Genomic DNA, 20,321 nt, shown 5'->3' with positions numbered 1-20,321 from the left:
CGGGTTTGAGGGGTTAACCAATCGTCATCAGGCTGGCGTTACCGCCTGCTGCCGCGGTGTTCACGCTGAGCGAGCGTTCATGATACAGACGCTCCAGCAGCAGGTTGGTTTCTCCACGCGCGAAGCCCTGTACCGAAACAATCGCGCCATCGCGCGCCGCAATCTGCTCGCACAGTTTGCGCAGCTGGTCGGAGTCGCCGTGGTAGATTGCCGCGTCGAAGAAGCTGTTCATCAGCGTTTCCGGTTTGGCAAAGTGCAGACGTTCAGTGACCGCTTTCGGCAGCGTTTTCGCCAGCTCGCGCTGCAACGGCGCGTCCGGCCACAGTACTTCGCTACCCACCGCCATCACCGCCGCCAGTTGGGTCAGCAGATCCGATTCGTTATCCGCGACGCACAGCACGCGCTCGCGCGGCACCAGCGTCCAGGTGTTGCGTTCGCCGGTCGGCCCAGGCAGCACGCGCTGGGTTCCGGCCTGCGCCAGCTCGCCGTACTGCTTGCTCAGCGCCAGCAGTTCCGGGCGATCCGCCATCCATTCCTGCAATGCGAGCAACGGTTTTTCCAGCAGGGTTTTTAACTGACTATCGACAACCTGACCGGCGTCCTGACGCGCCAGCGTGGTGGCGAGCGCCGTTTCCGGACGACTTGCCAGCAGGCGGTACAGATACATCGGGCCGCCCGCTTTCGGGCCGGTGCCGGAGAGCCCTTCGCCGCCGAACGGCTGCACGCCGACCACTGCGCCCACCATATTCCGGTTGACGTACAGGTTGCCGACTTTGGCGCTGCCGGTCACCTGGGCGATGGTTTCATCAATACGGGTATGCACGCCCAGCGTCAGGCCATAGCCGGAAGCGTTAATCTGTTCGATCAGCGTATCGAGCTGGTTACGGCTGTAGCGCACGACGTGCAGCACCGGGCCGAAGACCTCTTTTTTCAGCTCGTCGAAGCTTTCCAGCTCGATAAGCGTCGGTGGAATAAAGGTTCCGCTCTTCCATTCGCGGCTGTCTTCGGCGTTCTCACGGGCGGCCTGGAATACCGTACGTCCCTTAGCGCGCATGGCCTGAATGTGCTGCTCGATGCCCGCTTTTGCTTCAGCGTCGATAACCGGCCCAATGTCGGTGGTCAGACGGCCTGGGTTGCCCATCCGGCACTCGGCCATCGCGCCGCGCAGCATGGTCAGGGTGTGGTCCGCGACATCGTCCTGTAAGCACAGAATACGCAGCGCCGAGCAGCGCTGCCCGGCGCTGTCGAACGCCGAGGCGACCACGTCAACCACCACCTGTTCGGTGAGGGCGGAGGAGTCGACGATCATCGCGTTCATCCCGCCCGTTTCAGCGATAAGCGGCGTCGGGCGGCCCTGTGTGTCGAGGCGGGTGGCGATATTGCGTTGCAGCAGGCTGGCCACGTCGGTGGAGCCGGTGAACATCACGCCGCGTACGCGGGCATCGGCGGTCAGCTGCGCGCCGACCGTTTCACCGCGCCCCGGCAGCAGTTGGACGACGCCAGCCGGCACGCCGGCTTCCAGCAGCAGCGCGATACCTTGTGCGGCGATCAGCGGCGTTTGCTCGGCGGGTTTCGCCAGCACGCTGTTACCCGCGGCCAGCGCGGCGGCAACCTGGCCCATAAAGATGGCCAGCGGGAAATTCCACGGGCTGATGCAGACCACCGGGCCTAACGGACGGTGGGTTTCATTATCAAAATCGTCACGCACCTGACCGGCATAGTAGTGCAGGAAGTCCACGGCCTCGCGCACTTCAGCGATAGCGTTGCTGAAGGTTTTTCCGGCTTCACGCACCAGGATGCCCATCAACGGCTGCATCTGATCTTCCATCAGCACGGCGGCGCGTTCCAGAATGGCTGCGCGCTCCTGCGGCGGCGTCGCGAACCAGATTGGCGCGTTGTTGACCGCGCTTTCCAGCGCCTGCTCCACTTCCTGCTCGCTGGCTTCACGTACGTAACCGACAATGTCTTTCGGTTCCGCCGGGTTAATTACCGGCGTCATATCCCCATCGGCAACCGGGTGCTCCAGCATCGGTTTGGCCGTCCACTTGTGCAGCGCACTGTTGAGCAGCGAGGAGGAGAGCGACGCCAGGCGATGTTCGTTGGCGATATCCAGACCGGCCGAGTTAATGCGGCCTTTACCGTAGAGATCGCGCGGTAGCGGGATTTTCGGATGCGGCAGACCGGGTGTACCTTCCTGCAGCGCCATTTTCTCCACGGCCAGCACCGGGTCGGCGACCAGTTCGTCCAGCGGCAGGTTGTGGTCGGCGATGCGGTTAACGAAGGAGGTATTGGCGCCGTTTTCCAGCAGACGGCGGACCAGATAGGCCAGCAGCGTTTCGTGCGTGCCGACCGGCGCGTAAATACGGCACGGGCGGTTCAGCTTGCCATCGGCCACTTTCCCGACCACCTGTTCGTACAGCGGTTCGCCCATACCGTGCAGGCACTGGAACTCGTACTGACCAGGATAATAGTTGTTGCCGGCAAGCTGATAAATCGCCGCCAGAGTGTGGGCGTTATGGGTGGCAAACTGCGGGTAGATCAGGTTTGGTACGCCGAGCAGCTTTTTGGCGCAGGCCAGATAGGAGACGTCGGTGTAAACCTTGCGGGTGTAAACCGGGTAGCCTTCAAGGCCGTCCATCTGCGCGCGTTTGATTTCGCTATCCCAGTAGGCGCCTTTCACCAGACGGATCATCAGGCGGCGACGGCTGCGGGTGGCGAGGTCTATCAGATAATCAATAACGAACGGGCAGCGCTTCTGGTAAGCCTGGATAACGAAGCCAATGCCGTTCCAGCCCGCCAGTTCCGGTTCGAAGCACAGTTTTTCCAGCAGATCGAGGGAGATCTCCAGACGATCGGCCTCTTCGGCGTCGATGTTAATGCCGATATCGTACTGACGCGCCAGCAGCGTCAGCGACTTCAGGCGCGGGTAGAGTTCATCCATCACGCGGTCATACTGCGCGCGGCTGTAGCGAGGATGCAGGGCGGAGAGCTTGATGGAAATCCCCGGGCCTTCATAGATGCCGCGGCCGTTAGAGGCTTTGCCAATGGCATGAATCGCCTGCTGATAAGAGACCATATAGGCCTGTGCATCGGCGGCGGTCAGCGCGGCTTCGCCGAGCATATCGTAGGAGTAGCGGAAGCCTTTCTCTTCCAGCTTGCGGGCGTTAGCCAGCGCTTCGGCGATGGTTTCACCGGTAACGAACTGCTCGCCCATCAGGCGCATCGCCATATCCACGCCTTTGCGCACCAGCGGTTCACCGCTCTTACCGATAATGCGGTTCAGCGAGCGCGACAGACTGGTTTCGTTATGGGTGGAGACCAGCTTGCCGGTAAACAGCAGACCCCAGGTCGCGGCGTTGACGAACAGCGACGGGCTGCGGCCAATGTGTGACTGCCAGTTGCCGTTGCTGATTTTGTCGCGAATCAGCGCATCGCGGGTGGCTTTGTCCGGAATACGCAGCAGCGCTTCCGCCAGACACATCAGCGCCACGCCTTCCTGAGAGGAGAGGGAGAACTCTTGCAGCAGGCTTTGCACCATGCCCGCACGACCGCTGGCGGTTTTCTGGTTGCGCAGTTTTTCCGCTAGCTTCCACGCCAGCTGATGCGCCTGTTCGGCGATCGGTTGCGGCAGACGGGCTTGCTCCAGCAGCATCGGCACGGCGTCGGTTTCGCTGCGACGCCAGGCGGCGGTGATCGCGGCGCGGGTCACCGACTGGGGCAGGATTTGCTCGGCAAATTCGAGGAACGGCTGATGGTTTTCTTCCGCCGGATGGCCAGCTTCATCACTTTCATTGGCAGCGCCGGACAGCAGAGCAGGTAGCTCCGGCAGGACCTCATCGTTTTCCAGCTTTTCCAGATAATTGAAAATTGCCTGCTTGATCAGCCAGTGAGGGGTACGGTCGATTCGGGTCGCCGCACTCTTAATTCGCTCACGCGTTGCGTCATCCAGCTTAACCCCCATGGTGGTGGTGCCCATGCCATCTACTCCTGTTGCTCGGTTGTCATATTATTTTGCGTAACAGGAATATCCACCATGTTGCAACTTTGTGCAACCGTGTTAAATGTGACGCCCGTTGCAGGCTTAAAAATGAATTAATTGTTAATGGCAAAACTTATGATAGAGGCGGTGAACAATACGCGGTAAGACGTGATTTTATGCGCTACTTAACAGATATTTCCGGTGCAACCCGAAAAAGCGTGAGGGAGTGCAACCTATAGAAAAATGCTATCGCTGCCCTGGTGCATTCAATGTAAATGCGGTGTTAAATCGTTTGTGAAAAAATTCGGCTTCCGTCAGGATACGGTCGCTTCAAATTATTGCCCCGTTCCGGCAATGATAAAAACGGCAAATGGGAATGTTGCCGACGCATAATTCTGGAGAGTTGAATGACTATAAGCACACCGATGCTGGTGACCTTTCTTGTCTATATTTTTGGCATGATCCTCATTGGCTTTTTTGCATGGCGCAACACCAAAAACTTTGACGACTATATTCTCGGCGGCCGCAGTCTCGGTCCCTTCGTGACCGCGCTTTCGGCGGGGGCCTCTGATATGAGCGGCTGGCTGCTGATGGGCCTGCCGGGGGCGATTTTTATCGCCGGGATTTCAGAGAGCTGGATCGCCATCGGCCTGACGTTAGGCGCGTGGATCAACTGGAAACTGGTGGCCGGGCGTCTGCGCGTGCACACCGAAGCCAACAACAACGCCTTAACCCTGCCGGACTATTTCACCGGTCGCTTCGAAGATAACAGCCGCGTGCTGCGGATTATCTCCGCGCTGGTGATTCTGCTGTTCTTCACCATTTACTGTGCCTCCGGGATTGTGGCCGGCGCTCGCCTGTTTGAGAGCACCTTCGGGATGAGCTATGAAACCGCACTGTGGGCCGGCGCGGCGGCGACGATTCTCTACACCTTTATCGGCGGTTTCCTCGCGGTGAGCTGGACCGATACCGTACAGGCGAGCCTGATGATTTTTGCCCTGATCCTGACGCCGGTTATCGTGATCTTTGCCGTTGGCGGGCTGGGTGATTCGCTGGAAGTGATTAAGCAAAAGAGCATTGAGAACGTGGATATGCTCAAAGGGCTGAATTTCGTGGCGATTGTTTCGCTGATGGGCTGGGGGCTGGGTTACTTTGGTCAGCCGCATATTCTGGCGCGCTTTATGGCTGCGGATTCCCACCATAGTATCGTGCATGCCCGTCGTATCAGTATGACCTGGATGATCCTGTGCCTCGCTGGCGCGGTGGCGGTCGGTTTCTTCGGCATTGCTTACTTCCAGAACAACCCGTCTGTTGCGGGCCCGGTCAGTCAGAACGCCGAGCGCGTGTTCATTGAGCTGGCGCAGATTCTGTTTAACCCGTGGATTGCCGGTATCCTGCTGTCAGCCATTCTGGCGGCGGTGATGTCAACGCTGAGCTGCCAGCTGCTGGTCTGTTCAAGCGCCATTACCGAAGATCTGTACAAGGCATTCCTGCGTAAAAACGCCAGCCAGAAAGAGCTGGTGTGGGTAGGGCGTCTGATGGTGCTGGTTGTCGCGCTGATAGCGATTGCGCTGGCGGCTAACCCGGAAAACCGCGTACTGGGCCTGGTGAGCTACGCATGGGCTGGTTTTGGCGCGGCATTCGGGCCAGTGGTGCTGTTCTCGGTCATGTGGTCACGCATGACGCGCAACGGCGCGTTGGCGGGGATGATCATTGGCGCCGTCACCGTGATCGTCTGGAAACAGTTCGGTTGGCTGGGTCTGTACGAAATTATCCCGGGCTTTATCTTCGGCAGCGTTGGCATCGTGCTGTTCAGCCTGCTGGGTAAAGCGCCGTCGGCCAGTATGCAGGAGCGCTTCGCCAAAGCGGACGCGCATTATCACTCTGCGCCGCCGTCGCGTTTACAGGAAGAGTAAGGTTGCAGGGATAATCTGCACCGAATGGCCTGATCGCGCTACGCTTATCAGGCCTACATAAACCCGCGGCTCCGCGGGTTTTTTTACGCGTATTGCTATAGCGGGCTAGTGATAATTAACGCAACTATATCCCCGCTATTCTTTTACATCTCGTCATCATTTCCATCATATTTCGCTTGTGTTTCCTTTTTGCTTAATGATAATCACTATCACTCACATTTACCTGTCTTTGCAAAAGTTGACGGCGTTTCACATTTAAGGGTGTTTGCATGTTTGTTCCTTTTCTCATCATGTTGCGCGAAGGGCTGGAAGCGGCGCTGATTGTCAGCCTGATTGCCAGCTATCTGAAACGTACCCAGCGCGGTCGCTGGATTGGGGTAATGTGGATTGGCGTGATTCTGGCCGCCGCGTTGTGCTTAGGTTTAGGCATCTTTATTAACGAAACCACCGGCGAGTTCCCGCAAAAAGAGCAGGAGCTGTTTGAAGGGCTGGTGGCCGTGGTGGCGGTCGTGATTCTGACGTGGATGGTGTTCTGGATGCGCAAAGTGTCGCGCAACGTCAAACAGCAGCTCGAAAAAGCGGTGGATAACGCGTTGCAGAAGGGCAACAACCACGGTTGGGCGCTGATTATGATGGTCTTTTTCGCCGTGGCGCGCGAAGGGCTGGAATCGGTCTTCTTCCTGCTGGCGGCTTTCCAGCAGGATCTCGGCATTTGGCCGCCCTTAGGCGCGATGCTGGGGCTGGCGACAGCGATAGTGCTGGGCTTTCTGCTCTACTGGGGCGGCATTCGCCTTAACCTTGGCGTCTTCTTCCGCTGGACCAGCCTCTTTATTCTGCTGGTGGCCGCCGGGCTGGCCGCGGGAGCCATTCGCGCTTTCCACGAGGCTGGCCTGTGGAACGCCTTCCAGGACGTTGCCTTCGATCTTAGCGGCACCCTGACCACGCATTCGCTTTTTGGCACCCTGCTGGAAGGCATCTTTGGTTATCAGGAAGCGCCGAGCGTTAGCGAAGTGGCGGTCTATTTCCTGTATCTGATTCCGGCGCTGGCGCTGTTCTTCTGGCCGCCGCGCGTAACGACTTCAACATCACGTATCGCCCCATAAGGCTGATAACGGTTGCTTAGTGACAACATACTTTTGAAAGGGATGGACCATGACCAAGAACTTCCGCCTCAGCGCGTTGCAGTTGGGTATTGCCGCGCTTTTCTCATCCGCTTTTATGGCGCAGGCTGCGGATATTCCGCAGGTTAAAGTCACCGTCAATGACAAGCAGTGCGAACCGATGTCCATCACCGTGAACGCCGGTAAAACTCAGTTTATCATTCAGAACCACAGCCAGAAGGCGCTGGAGTGGGAGATTCTCAAAGGGGTGATGGTGGTGGAAGAGCGCGAAAATATCGCGCCGGGCTTCACCCAGAAGATGACCGCCAACCTGCAGCCGGGCGAATATGACATGACCTGCGGCCTGCTGACGAACCCGAAAGGCAAGCTGATCGTTAAAGGCGAAGCCACCAAAGACGCGGCGAAGGCCAACGCGCTGTTGAGCCTCAACGACGCCATCACCGCCTATAAAACCTATGTGACGGCGGAAACCGCCGCGCTGGTGCAGGGCACCAAAGCCTTTACCGATGCGGTGAAAGCGGGCGATATCGAAAAAGCGAAATCCCTGTATGCGCCGACGCGTCAGCACTACGAGCGTATTGAGCCGATCGCTGAACTGTTCTCCGACCTTGACGGCAGCATTGATGCCCGTGAAGACGATTACGAGCAGAAAGCGGCGGATCCGAAATTCACCGGTTTCCACCGCCTGGAAAAAGCGCTGTTTGGCGATAACAGCACCAAAGGGATGGAGCACTACGCCGACCAACTGAACAGCGATGTGCTGGAGCTGCAAAAACGCATCGACGAGCTGGCCTTCCCGCCGTCAAAAGTGGTGGGCGGCGCGGCTGGTCTGATCGAGGAAGTGGCGGCGAGCAAAATCAGCGGTGAAGAAGATCGCTACAGCCACACCGATCTGTGGGACTTCCAGGCCAATATCGATGGCGCGCAGAAGATTGTCGACCTGCTGCGTCCGCAGCTGCAAAAAGAAAACAGTGCGCTGCTGGCAAAAGTTGACGCTAACTTCAAGAAAGTGGACGGTATCCTCGGCAAATATCGCAAAAAAGATGGTTTTGAAACCTACGATAAGCTGACCGATGCGGACCGTAATGCGCTGAAAGGGCCGATCACCACGCTGGCGGAAGATCTGGCGCAGTTGCGTGGGATTCTGGGACTGGACTAAGTACGATGGCAAAGCACTCCGCAGACGAACTGAATGAACCTTCACGTCGTCGTTTATTAAAAGGGATCGGCGCGCTGGGTGGCGCGCTGGCGATTTCCGGCGGCTGCCCGATGGCGCATGCGGCGAAGGCCAGCGACGCGCCAGTGGCTAATAGCCGCATGGAGACGCAGCCGTTTTACGGCGAGCATCAGGCGGGCGTGCTAACGCCACAGCAGGCGTCGATGATGCTGGTGGCGTTTGATGTGCTGGCGGCGGATAAGGCCGATCTTGAGCGCCTGTTCCGTCTGCTGACCGACCGTATTGCCTTTCTCACGAAGGGCGGCCCCGCGCCGGATACGCCGAACCCGCGACTGCCGCCGATGGATTCTGGCATTCTTGGGGCATTTATCGCCCCGGATAACCTGACCATGACGGTGTCGGTCGGACATTCACTGTTTGATAGCCGTTTTGGCCTGGCCGATAAAGCGCCGAAGAAGCTGCAAAAAATGGTCCGCTTCCCCAACGATTCGCTGGATGCGGCGCTGTGCCATGGCGATCTGTTGCTGCAGATTTGTGCCAACACGCAGGACACGGTGATCCATGCGTTGCGCGATATTATCAAGCACACGCCGGATCTGCTGAGCGTGCGCTGGAAGCGGGAAGGGTTTATCTCTGACCACGCCGCGCGCAGCAAGGGTAAAGAGACGCCGGTGAACCTGCTGGGCTTTAAGGACGGTACCGCTAACCCGGACAGCCACGATAAGCCGCTGATGGATGAGGTGGTGTGGGTGACCGACGATCAGGATGAGCCCGCGTGGGCAAAGGGCGGCTCGTATCAGGCGGTGCGTATCATCCAGTTCCACGTTGAGTTCTGGGATCGCACGCCGCTCAAAGAGCAGCAGACGATCTTTGGCCGCGACAAGCACAGCGGCGCGCCGCTGGGGATGCGCAACGAACACGATGTGCCGGACTACAGCCGCGATCCGAACGGTGAGGTGATTGCGCTGGACAGCCATATTCGTCTCGCTAACCCGCGTACGAAAGAGACGCAGTCGAGCCTGATGATGCGCCGTGGCTACAGCTATTCACTGGGGGTCACGAACTCGGGTCAGCTGGATATGGGGCTGCTGTTTGTCTGCTATCAGCACGATCTGGAGAAAGGCTTCCTGACGGTGCAGAAGCGTTTGAACGGTGAAGCGCTGGAGGAGTACGTGAAGCCGATTGGCGGCGGGTATTTCTTTGTGCTGCCGGGCGTGGCGTCGGAGCAGAGCTATCTGGGGAGTACGTTGCTCGGTGCGTGATATTGCTTTGTAGGCTTTGATGTCTGAGGTATCCCCCAGATACAGTATTAGCACAATGTGCCCCCTCTCCCTTTTTAAGGGAGAGGGTTGGGGTGAGGGTTAATACACTGTAATTAGACTAGTTTTATTTCTTTTATTTCCTGGCAGCCCCCTCACCCTAGCCCTCTCCCCACAGGGGAGAGGGGACAGTGCGGTCTGTGCGTTTGCCCTTTTCTTTCTCTGCAGTACAAAAATATCGCCAAAAATCAGTCCTTTTTTTCCATTTTCTCCCTGATTGATATAAAACTGTCATATAAGTGTCAGATGCTATCTCTGTCATCTATCGTTGAGTTTATGTAAATATTATGTTGCATCTTTGGTTGGTTTAGATGTAATAATAAATAAAGCGGTAGTTTCCGTTTCACTATGGAGATCGCGAATGGTAGCGTCCTTGACTGGACTCAACAGACCAACAGCCCGTACCATCCAGCGCGGAGGCCCCATCTCCGGCAGCGATTTCGTCACCTCAAATTTTCTCCTGTATCAAATTCAACTCGCAGTTCCCGACCTGATGCGCGGTGCGCGTAGCCGTGCGTTGGCGTCATTTCGACAGGCAGTTGCTATGGCTTACAAGGAAGCCAAACCTCAGACGTTCGTGCGCATAATCGCGCTGCTGTTAGCGCGTGTGATGTAAACTAACAACTCAAGGTGCTATCCATGGGAAGACAAAAAGCAGTGATCAAAGCTCGTCGCGAAGCAAAACGTGTGCTGAGACGGGATTCACGCAGTCATAAACAACGTGAAGAAGAATCGGTCACCTCGCTTGTGCAGATGAGTGGTGTGGAAGCGATAGGCATGGCGCGGGATACCCGTGACCACTCGCCGATTGCGGCCCGCAATGACGCTCAGGCCCACTACCTGAATGCTATCGAGAGTAAGCAGCTGATCTTCGCCACCGGCGAAGCGGGCTGCGGCAAGACCTGGATCAGCGCGGCGAAAGCCGCGGAGGCGCTCATCCACAAGGACGTCGAGAAGATTATCGTGACGCGCCCCGTTCTTCAGGCCGATGAAGACCTGGGGTTCCTGCCCGGCGACATCTCGGAGAAATTCGCCCCGTATTTCCGCCCCGTCTACGACGTGCTGGTGAAACGACTGGGTGCCTCCTTTATGCAGTATTGCCTGCGCCCGGAAATTGGTAAGGTAGAGATCGCGCCGTTCGCCTATATGCGCGGACGAACATTTGAAAATGCGGTGGTGATTCTGGACGAGGCCCAGAACGTCACGGCGGCACAAATGAAGATGTTTTTAACCCGCCTCGGGGAGAACGTTACGGTTATCGTCAACGGGGATATCACCCAGTGTGACCTGCCGCGCGGCGTGCAGTCTGGTCTTAGCGATGCGCTGGAGCGTTTTGAAGAAGATGAGATGATTGGGATCGTTCGATTCACCAAAGAGGATTGCGTACGTTCGGCGCTATGCCAGCGTACGCTGAAAGCCTACTACTAACCGTTGTCACGTCTGCAAAGCCCGGGAAACCGGGCTTTGTTGTTTGTGGCTGTTGCAAATGCGACAGCCGTGGCGCCAGCCAGTTGCATTTCACACCGCGCATCGCACCCCATACTCTCTAATTCATTGAAATATATGACCATCGTGGCTGGCACAAAGCTTGCTATCAACAGATATAACTTAACAGCGTAAAGACACAACAATTCATTCCATAAAGGGATATGTAAAAATATCAAGCGGATAATTGTGTTGGCACGCGCAAATAATATCGAAGAGAAGATGCTATGCCAGTAACCCAGGATACCCCAGACTATATTCAACTCCCTCCTCATGCTTATCGCATTACCAGCGATGAGGAAGCCATCAGTATTGCCCATGAAATTGCCGCGTATTTGCAGCCTGGCGCCGCAGATCGCGATCTCAGCGGCGTCGTGCCGCCAGAGGTGGTAAACACTTTTTCCAACAGTGGGCTGTGGGGCATCACCATACCGCGTGAATATGGCGGTGCGGAGGTGTCGGCGGCCACGCTGGCGACGGTCATCGCTATTATCTCCGCGGCGGATCCGGCACTGGGGCAAATCCCGCAAAACCATTACTGCCTGCTGGAAGATATTCGGCTACAGGGCAGCGACGAACAGCGGCGCTATTTCTTTGAACTGGCGCTCAGCGGCCACCGCTTTGCCAACGCGCTGTCGGAAACCGGCGGCAAGACGGTGCAGGACATTCAGACCCGCTTGACCCGTACGGCAGATGGGCTGCGTATCAACGGACGTAAAGGTTACTGCACGGGTTCTTTGTATGCGCACTGGCTGGGCGTGCTGGCACTGGACGAAGAGGGGCGAGCGCAGCTGGCGTTTGTGCCGCGGCGCACGCCGGGGTTGACGGTGGTTAACGACTGGGCATGTCTGGGGCAACGCACAACCTCGAGCGGCACGGTGCTGGTCGACAATCTGCCGGTTGAGCCGTTCAATCTGATTGCGAGCTGGAAGTCGTACGACACGCCAACCCTGGCCGGGCCGTTTGCGCAGCTGACGACGGCGGCGATTGACGCCGGAATCGCCCGTGCGGCGCTGAACGACACCGTCAGTTTTGTGAATCAATTTGCGCGTCCGTGGATTGATGCCGGCGTGGAACGCGCGGGCGACGATCCGTTGACGATTTACCAGATTGGCGTGCTCGACAGCCGCATTGCCGCCGCGGAAGCGCTGCTGGAGCAGGCCGGGAAGGTACTGGATCGCTATAAACATCATTTGAGCGAAGAGACGGTGGCGCTGGCTTCGCTCGCCGTGGCGCGCGCCAAAATCTTTACCACCGAAGCCGCGCTGGAGGCCGCCTCAAGGCTGTTTGAGCTAGGGGGAACGCGCTCAACCCATCCCCGCTACAACTTCGACCGCCACTGGCGTAATGGTCGCGTACATACGCTGCACGACCCGGTGCGCTGGAAATACCACCTGCTTGGCAACTGGGTGCTCAACGGCAAGGCTCCGGCGCGTCACGACTGGAACTAGGAGAGAGCATGCTCGCTTTTCTTGCTGAGATTGACTGGCGGGATGTGGCCGAAGCCGGAATCGATACGTTAACCATGCTGGGCTGGGCGCTCGGCTTCACGATTCTGATAGGTTTGCCGTTAGGCATCCTGCTGTATCTGACCGGACAGCCGCGCCTGCTGTATGCGCCCTTGCTGCACCGCGTGCTGTCGTTGCTGGTGAACATAATGCGGTCGCTGCCATTCATTATTTTGCTGATTGTGATGATCCCGTTCACCACGCTGATTACCGGCACGTCGCTGGGCGTTCAGGGCACGATACCGCCGCTGGTGGCGGGCTGCGCACCGTTCTTTGCGCGGCTGGTTGAGACCTCGCTACGCGAGGTCGATCACGGGCTGGTGGAAGCCAACTGGGCGATGGGCGGCAATACCTGGCAGCTCATTTGGCACACGCTGTTGCCGGAGTCACGCTCGGGTTTGATTGCCGCAGTAACCGTCACGGCGATTGTGCTGGTGGATTACACCTCCATGGCGGGGGTGATTGGCGGCGGCGGGCTGGGGGACCTCGCCATTCGCTTTGGCTATCAGCGTTTTCAGACAGATGTCATGGCGGTCACGGTCGTGCTGCTGATTGCGCTGGTGCAGATATTACAAATGAGCGGCGACCGTCTGGTGCGCCGCATGAGCCGAAAATAACGATACCGACAGGGTGAAACGATGAAAAAAACTGTGATTGCCGGTCTGCTGGCGCTGTTTTCCTTTTCTGCCGCCGCAAATGAAACGCTGGTGGTCGGCGCGACGCCGGTGCCGCACGCCGAAATTCTGGAGTTTGTGAAGCCGACGCTGGCAAAAGAGGGCGTTGATTTGCAGGTGAAAGTCTTTAACGACTTTATCCAGCCGAATCAGCAGCTGGCGGAAAAAAATCTGGATGCCAACTACTACCAGTACCGCCCGTTCCTCGATGATTACAACAAGAACCGCCACACCAATCTGGTCCCGGTGGTCGGCGTGCATATCGAGCCGTTTGGCGCTTATTCCACCAAATACAAAAGCCTGAGTGAACTGCCGGAGGGGGCGACGATCGCCATCCCTAATGACCCGGTCAATACCGGGCGAGCGCTGGTGCTGCTGAGCGAGGCGGGGCTGATCACGTTAAAGCATCCGGAGGATCCGCAATCGACCCAGAAGGATATCACCGCCAACCCGCACCACTTCAAGATTCGCCCGCTGGAAGGCGCTATGCTGGCCCGGGCGGTGAGTCAGGTGGATCTGGCGTTTATTTTCGCTAATTACGCGCTGGAAGCCGGTATTGATACTGATAAAGCGCTGATCGTCGAAAAGGGCAAAAGCCTGTATATCGAATACCTCGTCGCGCGCCCGGATAACATTAACGATCCCGGTATTCAGAAACTGGCCAAAGCGCTGAACTCCGATGCGGTTCGCCAGTTCATTCTGACGAAGTATCAGGGAAAAATTGCCCCCGGTTTTTAGGAGAGTGGCTATGACGCAACATCCGCATATTCGCCTGCAGGGCATCAGTAAAGCCTACGCCAACGGCGTGCAGGCGCTGGACGATATTCATCTGGATATCCATGCCGGAGAGGTGTTCGGCATTATCGGACGCAGCGGCGCGGGGAAATCGACGCTGTTGCGCTTGTTTAACCGTCTGGAAACCGCCGATTGCGGCGAGATTGCCATTCATGGGGTGCCGATGAGCGGCGGTGGGCGGGGACAACTGCGGGATCTGCGCCGTCGTGTGGCGATGATCTTTCAGCATTTCAATCTGATGTCGACGAAGACGGTGGCGGAGAACGTCGAGCTGCCGCTGAGAATGGCCGGGGTTCCTGCCGCCGAGCGTCGCCGCAGGGTGGACGATATGTTGCGCCTGGTCGGGCTGGAGGCCCTGCGTGACAGCTGGCCCGCGCGGTTGTCGGGCGGGCAAAAGCAGCGCACCGGTATAGCCCGCGCGCTGGTTACTCAGCCGGAGATCCTGCTATGCGACGAGGCAACTTCAGCACTTGACCCGGAGAACACGCTGGCGGTGCTGAGTTTACTCAAAGAGATTAACCAGCGGCTGGGGCTGACCATTATCCTCATCACCCATGAAATGGATGTGATTCGCACGCTCTGCGATCGCGTCGCGGTGCTGGAAAAGGGGCGTGTAATCGAACAAGGCGAGGTATGGCGCGTCTTTGGCGACCCGCAGCACGAGGTGACCCGTGGGATGCTGCAAACGTTGCATCATGGGCGGGAGGAGAATCGCGAATTATTAACCACAGGGCAGCAGCTGGTGACGCTGCATTTTAACGGCGTGAATGGGCGGGAACCGGATTTACAGCAAATTGCGAGCGTATTGGGCGGTCGCTCACAGCTGGTGTACAGCAGTTGTGAAGCGATACAGGGACGGATCGTCGGGCAGCTGCGCATCCGCGTTGATACTCCGCTTACGGCGGAATCGCTGCGCCTGGCGGCACAGGTCGCGGATAGCGTGGCGGTGGGATAGCCTGGTTACAGGAGGCATCCTCCCGTAGGCATGCAACATGCGAAAAAAAAAGCCCGTACTTGCGTACGAGCTCTTTCTCGAATATGGCGGTGAGGGGGGGATTCGAACCCCCGATACGTTGCCGTATACACACTTTCCAGGCGTGCTCCTTCAGCCACTCGGACACCTCACCATATTGTCTTCCCAGCATCGCTGGGACGAGCGCTAATGTAGGGAAAAGGGCCGTCAGCGTCAATAAACTTTTTCGAAAAATCGTGCGTTTAGACAAACTTCAAGCAAATTGCTTCTTAAACATTCATAAATCGTCTTTTTTGCGATCACCCCTGCATTTTTCCGGACGGGTATCCGAAATTTGTTATTCTGTGAAACCACAAAAATAATCGAAAACCGCGCCTGGTTGACGCGAATACGGGCGCTCTGAGCAGGAGTCACTATGGAGATCATCTTTTATCACCCGACGTTTGATACCCCTTACTGGATTGCTGAGCTAAGCAAAAAGCTACCCGGCGCGCGTATTCGCGGCTGGGAGCGCGGGGACAATGCGCCGGCAGATTACGCGTTGGTTTGGCATCCACCGGTCGAGATGCTACAAGGTCGTGCGCTGAAGGCGGTGTTTGCGCTGGGGGCGGGAGTGGATTCCATCCTCAGCAAACTGAAGGCCAATCCGGAAATGCTGCCCCTGTCGATTCCGTTATTCCGCCTGGAAGACACTGGCATGGGTATCCAGATGCAGGAATATGCGGTAAGCCAGGTGCTGCACTGGTTCCGCCGCTTTGATGATTATCAGGCATTGCAGCGGGAGTCTACGTGGCAACCGTTGGCCGACTATACCCATGACGAATTTACCATTGGGATCATGGGGGCAGGCGTTCTGGGGTCGAAAGTAGCGGAGAGCCTGCTGGCGTGGGGCTTCCCGGTGCGGGTCTGGAGCCGTAGCCGCAAAAGCTGGCCACAGGTGACCAGTTTCGCCGGAGATGCTGAACTGGGCGAGTTTTTACGCGGTACGCGGGTGCTGATTAATCTGCTGCCAAACACGGCGGAAACCGTGGGTATTATCAATGCCTCCTTACTGGAACAGCTGCAAGACAACAGCTATGTTCTGAACCTCGCCCGTGGCGTCCACGTGGTGGAGAATGACCTGCTGGCGGCTCTCGATAGCGGTAAACTCAAAGCCGCCATGCTCGACGTGTTCAGCCGTGAACCGCTACCGAAAGAGAGCCCGCTATGGCTTCATCCACGCGTCACCATGACGCCGCACGTGGCTGCTGTAACGCGTCCACAGGAGGCGATTGCCTATATTGCTCAGACCATTACCCAGCTTGAACGTGGCGAAACGCCGAGCGGGCAGGTCGATCGGGTACGTGGCTATTGATGCGTCAGGCTAATAAACGCAAGGCTTTCCTGCTATCCTTGGCTTATCACGAGAGAGGAGAAAGTGATGTATCCTGTTGACTTACATATGCACACCGTTGCCAGCACGCACGCATACAGTACGCTGCATGACTATATTGCAGAGGCGAAACGTAAAGGGATTAAACTCTTCGCCATTACCGACCATGGCCCGGACATGGCTGATGCGCCGCACTACTGGCACTTTGTGAATATGCGTATCTGGCCGCGAATTGTAGAGGGCGTCGGTATCCTGCGCGGTATCGAGGCCAATATCAAAAATATTGCGGGAGAAATCGACTGTACCGGGCCGATGTTAACCTCGCTCGACTTTATCATCGCCGGTTTCCACGAGCCGGTCTTTGCTCCGCAGGACAAAGAGACGCATACCCAGGCGATGATCGCCGCGATGGCGAGCGGTAATGTGCACATGATCTCCCATCCTGGTAATCCGAAGTTCCCGGTGGATATTCCGGCAATTGCCGCCGCCGCCGCGAAATATCAGGTGGCGCTGGAGATCAACAACTCCTCGTTTGTCAGCTCGCGCGTTGGCAGCGAACAAAACTGCCAGGCGATAGCCGCGGCGGTTCGCGATGCGGGCGGCTGGCTGGCTCTGGGCTCAGACTCGCACACCGCGTTTACGCTGGGCGAGTTTACCGAATGCCAGAAGATCCTTGATGCCGTTGATTTCCCACAGGATCGGATCCTTAACGTCACCCCACGACGTTTCCTGAATTTCCTTGAATCGCGCGGGATGCCGTCGATTCCTGAATTTGCTGATTTTTAATGACTAACTGGAATAACTGAATGAACGAGTTTTCAATCCTCTGCCGCGCGCTGGGTTCCCTGTATTATCGTCAGCCGCAGGATCCTCTGCTGGTGCCGCTGTTTACCCTGATCCGGGAAGGCAAGCTGGCGGCACACTGGCCGCTGGAGCAGGATGAACTGCTGGCTCGTCTGCAAAAGAGCTGCGATATTCAGCAGATTGCTGCCGACTACAACGCGCTGTTCGTGGGTGAAGAGTGTCGCGTTCCGCCAGTGCGCAGCGCATGGGTGGAAGGGGCGAGCGAAGCAGAAGTGCGCACCTTCCTGACCAGCAACGGTATGCCGCTGGGCGAGGGTCCGGCGGATCAGATGGGGACGCTGTTGCTGGCGGCTTCCTGGCTGGAAGATAACGTTGAAGAGGATAGCGACGCGCTCGAAACGCTGTTTGCTGAGTATCTGCTGCCGTGGTTTGAAACGTTTCTCGGTAAAGTGGAAGCCCATGCGACGACCGCCTTCTGGCGTACTATGGCGCAGATGACGCGCGAAGCGATAGCGGCGATGTGGGATGAACTGCAGGAAGAAGATGAAGAGTGATTTAAGTCACATCTTTAGTGCAAATGAAATGTACATGATGAGAATAACGTGCTCGTGATCTCATCATAAAGCCGAGCATCTGCTAAGATGCTCGCTATGAACGTTATTTTAGCTATCGCAATCACGACAGGCATTCTCTCCGGTATCTGGGGATGGGTAGCCGTATCGCTGGGTTTATTAAGCTGGGCCGGTTTTCTTGGCTGTACGGCCTATTTCGCCTGTCCGCAGGGCGGGTTGAAAGGGCTGGTTATTTCAGCCTGTACCACCATGAGCGGTGTTATCTGGGCGCTGGTGATTATCTATGGCAGCGCGCTGGCGCCGCATCTGGAGATCGTCAGCTACGTGATGACCGGGGTGGTGGCCTTTTTGATGTGCATACAGTCAAAACAGCTGCTGCTGTCTTTCGTTCCCGGCACCTTTATCGGCGCTTGTGCGACGTTTGCAGGGCAGGGGGACTGGCGAGCGGTTGTCCCTTCGCTATTGGTCGGTCTGTTGTTTGGCTATGCCATGAAAAACAGCGGCCTGTGGCTGGCGAGCCGTAAAGCAGAGAGTAAACAGACAAAAGAATCGGCGCTGTAATGGCGTTGAGAGGACAAAACGGCGGGGGGATTCATCCTCCCGCCGTTTTTTTGTGCCCGTAGCTAATGTTTAAAATTGTCGTTGGCCCAGGAAACGGCCTGCGTGCGATTCTTGACGTCAATTTTCTTAAACAGATGATACAGATGCGTTTTTACCGTACTTTCGCTGATAAATAGCGCGCGGGCTATCTCAATATTGGACGCGCCGATCCTCAACTTATTCAGGATCTCTTTTTCCCGATAGGTAAGGATTGTGCTTTCTAAGTTGTCATAGCGATAGTTGCCGGCATGCATGATCAGGTAGCTGGCGAGCTTGCGCGAAAAATAACACTCACCCTCCATAACCTTCTGCAAACCTTTCACCAGAAAAGGTTCTTCATCATGCGCATAGAAAATACCGCTAATGTGCGGCCACACCTCGATATCCGGGTAAGAGTACTCTTCGGGTGTGTTGAACAGGAGTAGCTTTACGCCATTGCTGAGTTTGCACAGCTCTTCCTGCCAGGCTTTTATAAGACGTTTATCCGTTTCCATCATATCGAAAAGGATAATGTCTGAGCTTAAGTTCTCAATGCTAACGAGATGAATGTTGATGATTTTAACATCCATCTTAAGTAGTTTCCTTAAGTTCTGGGACAACGCGCATGACTGCAGCGACGGTCTGGTGATTAAGGAAAGCGTCTGGTTAGTAAAGGTGAGCTCTTTTGCCATGATGAGTCCCCAATATCGTTTTCACAGCAGGCAAGTATTATAAATCATCAATTTAAGTGCTGCTGAAATGTGATTGCTGTGTGGTTGGTATGCTTAAAATAATAAAATAAGAATCAACACTGCTTAATTTAAAATTTAGACGCTGGTAATCCTAAAGCAAGAAATAATCATGAAACATAATGTAAAAGTAAATTTCAAAATGTAAATATGGTATTTTTATTAAGTTTTTAACATGAAATCTTAATGATCATACATATGTGATTTTTTACCATTAACTTATTAAATATCATTATGATAGATAAAGTGGTGAGGGTGATGATAAGAACTCAATGACACATTTGTATGATGAATTTATGTGGCCTTTATCTCTTTTCAAACTTTAGTCGAATCGGCTTTTTTATAACGTACTGTTTTGCGTAAACCTTATTCATAGCGAGTGTTGATAGCGGGTGTAATACTAAAGGTTGACTTATTCAAAAATAAATCAACCTTTGAACTGAGATCGTCATACCAAGCTGATATGCATACTCATCCGTATAGCATCGAGTCACTCAGTATTTCGGTGCAGTGAACATTACGTCTCTTTCTCTCGGTATCACTGACGCGGCAAGGCGGTTAATCTTCAAAAATCATGATGAAATAGAATTATCCAGATAAATGGTAAATATCAGCCACTATGGTTTTATCTGAAACCGGTAGGGAAGATATTTTTTGACCATGAAAACAATTCGCAATTTTCTTTATAGATTGCGCTGGATCTCTGTCGACTCATTTTATATCGCCGCATATCAATATTCCAGTTATCCGCCATAACTGATTGAAGTAAATGGCATTATCTATTTTTAATTATCACTCATACCGCCAGAACGTTATGTAATTTAATTAACGGGTGTCGTGATTATCACCAGTTCTATTTTGTTTTTATTACAAAATAATCGATTTTTACGGCAATAGCACACAGCACTTTATAACGCGTGAAAGGGTTAATCATGAAAATGAAGCAACTCGCCATCATTGTGGCGCTCACCGTTTTATACCCTGCAACGACTATATATGCCGTAGCTGCAGGTGGTAATGACAATAGCGGTGGAAATGGCAATAGCGGCCAAAACGCAAATAACCAAGGCAATGGCAATGGTAACAACGGGAATGGTAACGGCAATGGAGGCGGCGGCAACGGAAGCGGCAATAACGGCAACGGCAATGCCAACGGTAATGGCGGCGGCGGTGATAACGGTGGCGGTCAGGGTGGCGGCGACGGTGGTGGCGGTGGTAACGGCGGCGGCCAGGGTGGCGGTAATGGCGGTGGCCAGGGAGGCGGTAATGGCGGTGGCCAGGGAGGCGGTAACGGCGGC

Annotated in this window: 17 protein-coding genes and 1 tRNA gene; 14 read left to right on the top strand and 4 right to left on the bottom strand. The window is 55.7% G+C overall.

Going from position 1 to position 20,321, the window contains the following annotated elements; genetic code table 11:
- Positions 1-13 precede the first annotated feature (13 nt).
- A complete protein-coding gene (putA, locus tag GY169_RS14955) occupies positions 14-3,976 on the bottom strand; it encodes a trifunctional transcriptional regulator/proline dehydrogenase/L-glutamate gamma-semialdehyde dehydrogenase (RefSeq protein WP_167576218.1) in 3,963 nt (1,320 codons plus the stop codon).
- Between the two features lie 410 nt (positions 3,977-4,386).
- Between putA and putP the strand changes: the two genes are divergently transcribed.
- From putP to GY169_RS14905, 10 genes are all read left to right on the top strand, one after another.
- Complete coding sequence (gene putP, locus GY169_RS14950) at positions 4,387-5,895, top strand: sodium/proline symporter PutP (protein ID WP_167576217.1); 1,509 nt, start codon at positions 4,387-4,389, stop codon at positions 5,893-5,895.
- Positions 5,896-6,164: 269 nt separating this feature from the next.
- Positions 6,165-6,998 carry an iron uptake transporter permease EfeU gene (gene efeU / locus GY169_RS14945; protein WP_167576216.1) on the top strand — a complete coding sequence of 278 codons (834 nt, stop codon included), beginning with the start codon at positions 6,165-6,167 and terminating at the stop codon, positions 6,996-6,998.
- A gap of 49 nt (positions 6,999-7,047) precedes the next feature.
- Positions 7,048-8,175 (top strand): iron uptake system protein EfeO, encoded by a 1,128-nt coding sequence (gene efeO, locus GY169_RS14940; protein ID WP_167576215.1) that lies wholly within the window; start codon positions 7,048-7,050, stop codon positions 8,173-8,175.
- Between the two features lie 5 nt (positions 8,176-8,180).
- Complete coding sequence (gene efeB, locus GY169_RS14935) at positions 8,181-9,455, top strand: iron uptake transporter deferrochelatase/peroxidase subunit (RefSeq protein WP_167576214.1); 1,275 nt, start codon at positions 8,181-8,183, stop codon at positions 9,453-9,455.
- 418 nt (positions 9,456-9,873) lie between these two features.
- Positions 9,874-10,128, top strand: coding sequence for a hypothetical protein (locus GY169_RS14930; RefSeq protein WP_163447951.1), 255 nt, complete (start codon positions 9,874-9,876; stop codon positions 10,126-10,128).
- Positions 10,129-10,151: 23 nt separating this feature from the next.
- The gene (gene phoH / locus GY169_RS14925) at positions 10,152-10,940 is read left to right on the top strand and encodes a phosphate starvation-inducible protein PhoH (RefSeq protein ID WP_064548999.1); all 789 of its coding nucleotides are present in this window, start codon (positions 10,152-10,154) and stop codon (positions 10,938-10,940) included.
- Positions 10,941-11,224: 284 nt separating this feature from the next.
- On the top strand, positions 11,225-12,448 hold the full coding sequence (locus tag GY169_RS14920; protein WP_167576213.1) for an SfnB family sulfur acquisition oxidoreductase: 1,224 nt from the start codon (positions 11,225-11,227) through the stop codon (positions 12,446-12,448).
- Positions 12,449-12,456: 8 nt separating this feature from the next.
- Positions 12,457-13,122: a methionine ABC transporter permease gene (locus GY169_RS14915; protein ID WP_167576212.1), complete on the top strand. Its 666-nt coding sequence runs from the start codon at positions 12,457-12,459 to the stop codon at positions 13,120-13,122.
- A 21-nt stretch (positions 13,123-13,143) separates the two neighbouring features.
- A complete protein-coding gene (locus tag GY169_RS14910) occupies positions 13,144-13,917 on the top strand; it encodes a MetQ/NlpA family ABC transporter substrate-binding protein (protein WP_167576211.1) in 774 nt (257 codons plus the stop codon).
- A gap of 10 nt (positions 13,918-13,927) precedes the next feature.
- A complete protein-coding gene (locus GY169_RS14905; RefSeq protein ID WP_163447955.1) occupies positions 13,928-14,929 on the top strand; it encodes a methionine ABC transporter ATP-binding protein in 1,002 nt (333 codons plus the stop codon).
- Positions 14,930-15,013: 84 nt separating this feature from the next.
- Here the strand turns inward: GY169_RS14905 and GY169_RS14900 are convergent.
- Positions 15,014-15,101: transfer RNA gene (locus tag GY169_RS14900), tRNA-Ser, on the bottom strand.
- 261 nt (positions 15,102-15,362) lie between these two features.
- On the opposite strand from GY169_RS14900, the gene ghrA reads away from it, so the two are divergent.
- From ghrA to GY169_RS14880, 4 genes are all read left to right on the top strand, one after another.
- Positions 15,363-16,301 carry a glyoxylate/hydroxypyruvate reductase GhrA gene (ghrA, locus tag GY169_RS14895; RefSeq protein WP_163449619.1) on the top strand — a complete coding sequence of 313 codons (939 nt, stop codon included), beginning with the start codon at positions 15,363-15,365 and terminating at the stop codon, positions 16,299-16,301.
- A gap of 66 nt (positions 16,302-16,367) precedes the next feature.
- The gene (locus GY169_RS14890; protein ID WP_064549036.1) at positions 16,368-17,105 is read left to right on the top strand and encodes a phosphatase; all 738 of its coding nucleotides are present in this window, start codon (positions 16,368-16,370) and stop codon (positions 17,103-17,105) included.
- A 20-nt stretch (positions 17,106-17,125) separates the two neighbouring features.
- On the top strand, positions 17,126-17,677 hold the full coding sequence (locus tag GY169_RS14885) for a molecular chaperone (RefSeq protein ID WP_167576210.1): 552 nt from the start codon (positions 17,126-17,128) through the stop codon (positions 17,675-17,677).
- A gap of 96 nt (positions 17,678-17,773) precedes the next feature.
- Positions 17,774-18,256, top strand: coding sequence for a DUF1097 domain-containing protein (locus tag GY169_RS14880; protein WP_163449622.1), 483 nt, complete (start codon positions 17,774-17,776; stop codon positions 18,254-18,256).
- 62 nt (positions 18,257-18,318) lie between these two features.
- Here the strand turns inward: GY169_RS14880 and csgD are convergent, their stop codons facing one another.
- Entirely contained in the window at positions 18,319-18,966 is a 648-nt protein-coding gene (gene csgD, locus GY169_RS14875) for a biofilm master transcriptional regulator CsgD (protein ID WP_163449623.1), read from the bottom strand.
- Positions 18,967-19,997: 1,031 nt separating this feature from the next.
- Positions 19,998-20,321, bottom strand: a 324-nt coding sequence (locus GY169_RS14870; protein ID WP_191091007.1) for a hypothetical protein, incomplete at its 5' end; no start/stop codon positions are given.

Origin of the sequence: Kluyvera genomosp. 3 (genome assembly GCF_011765685.1) — a bacterium.
GTDB lineage: Bacteria > Pseudomonadota > Gammaproteobacteria > Enterobacterales > Enterobacteriaceae > Kluyvera > Kluyvera georgiana_A.
Note: the sequence above shows the minus strand (reverse complement) of the source record. Positions and strands in the feature narration are given on the sequence as shown.

Excerpts from the sequence above, each read along its gene's own strand:
- putA (WP_167576218.1), bottom strand. The coding sequence starts at position 3,976 with ATGGGCACCACCACCATGGGGGTTAAGCTGGATGACGCAACGCGTGAG.
- putP (WP_167576217.1), top strand. The coding sequence starts at position 4,387 with ATGACTATAAGCACACCGATGCTGGTGACCTTTCTTGTCTATATTTTT.
- efeU (WP_167576216.1), top strand. The coding sequence starts at position 6,165 with ATGTTTGTTCCTTTTCTCATCATGTTGCGCGAAGGGCTGGAAGCGGCG.
- efeO (WP_167576215.1), top strand. The coding sequence starts at position 7,048 with ATGACCAAGAACTTCCGCCTCAGCGCGTTGCAGTTGGGTATTGCCGCG.
- efeB (WP_167576214.1), top strand. The coding sequence starts at position 8,181 with ATGGCAAAGCACTCCGCAGACGAACTGAATGAACCTTCACGTCGTCGT.
- GY169_RS14930 (WP_163447951.1), top strand. The coding sequence starts at position 9,874 with ATGGTAGCGTCCTTGACTGGACTCAACAGACCAACAGCCCGTACCATC.
- phoH (WP_064548999.1), top strand. The coding sequence starts at position 10,152 with ATGGGAAGACAAAAAGCAGTGATCAAAGCTCGTCGCGAAGCAAAACGT.
- GY169_RS14920 (WP_167576213.1), top strand. The coding sequence starts at position 11,225 with ATGCCAGTAACCCAGGATACCCCAGACTATATTCAACTCCCTCCTCAT.
- GY169_RS14915 (WP_167576212.1), top strand. The coding sequence starts at position 12,457 with ATGCTCGCTTTTCTTGCTGAGATTGACTGGCGGGATGTGGCCGAAGCC.
- GY169_RS14910 (WP_167576211.1), top strand. The coding sequence starts at position 13,144 with ATGAAAAAAACTGTGATTGCCGGTCTGCTGGCGCTGTTTTCCTTTTCT.
- GY169_RS14905 (WP_163447955.1), top strand. The coding sequence starts at position 13,928 with ATGACGCAACATCCGCATATTCGCCTGCAGGGCATCAGTAAAGCCTAC.
- ghrA (WP_163449619.1), top strand. The coding sequence starts at position 15,363 with ATGGAGATCATCTTTTATCACCCGACGTTTGATACCCCTTACTGGATT.
- GY169_RS14890 (WP_064549036.1), top strand. The coding sequence starts at position 16,368 with ATGTATCCTGTTGACTTACATATGCACACCGTTGCCAGCACGCACGCA.
- GY169_RS14885 (WP_167576210.1), top strand. The coding sequence starts at position 17,126 with ATGAACGAGTTTTCAATCCTCTGCCGCGCGCTGGGTTCCCTGTATTAT.
- GY169_RS14880 (WP_163449622.1), top strand. The coding sequence starts at position 17,774 with ATGAACGTTATTTTAGCTATCGCAATCACGACAGGCATTCTCTCCGGT.
- csgD (WP_163449623.1), bottom strand. The coding sequence starts at position 18,966 with ATGGCAAAAGAGCTCACCTTTACTAACCAGACGCTTTCCTTAATCACC.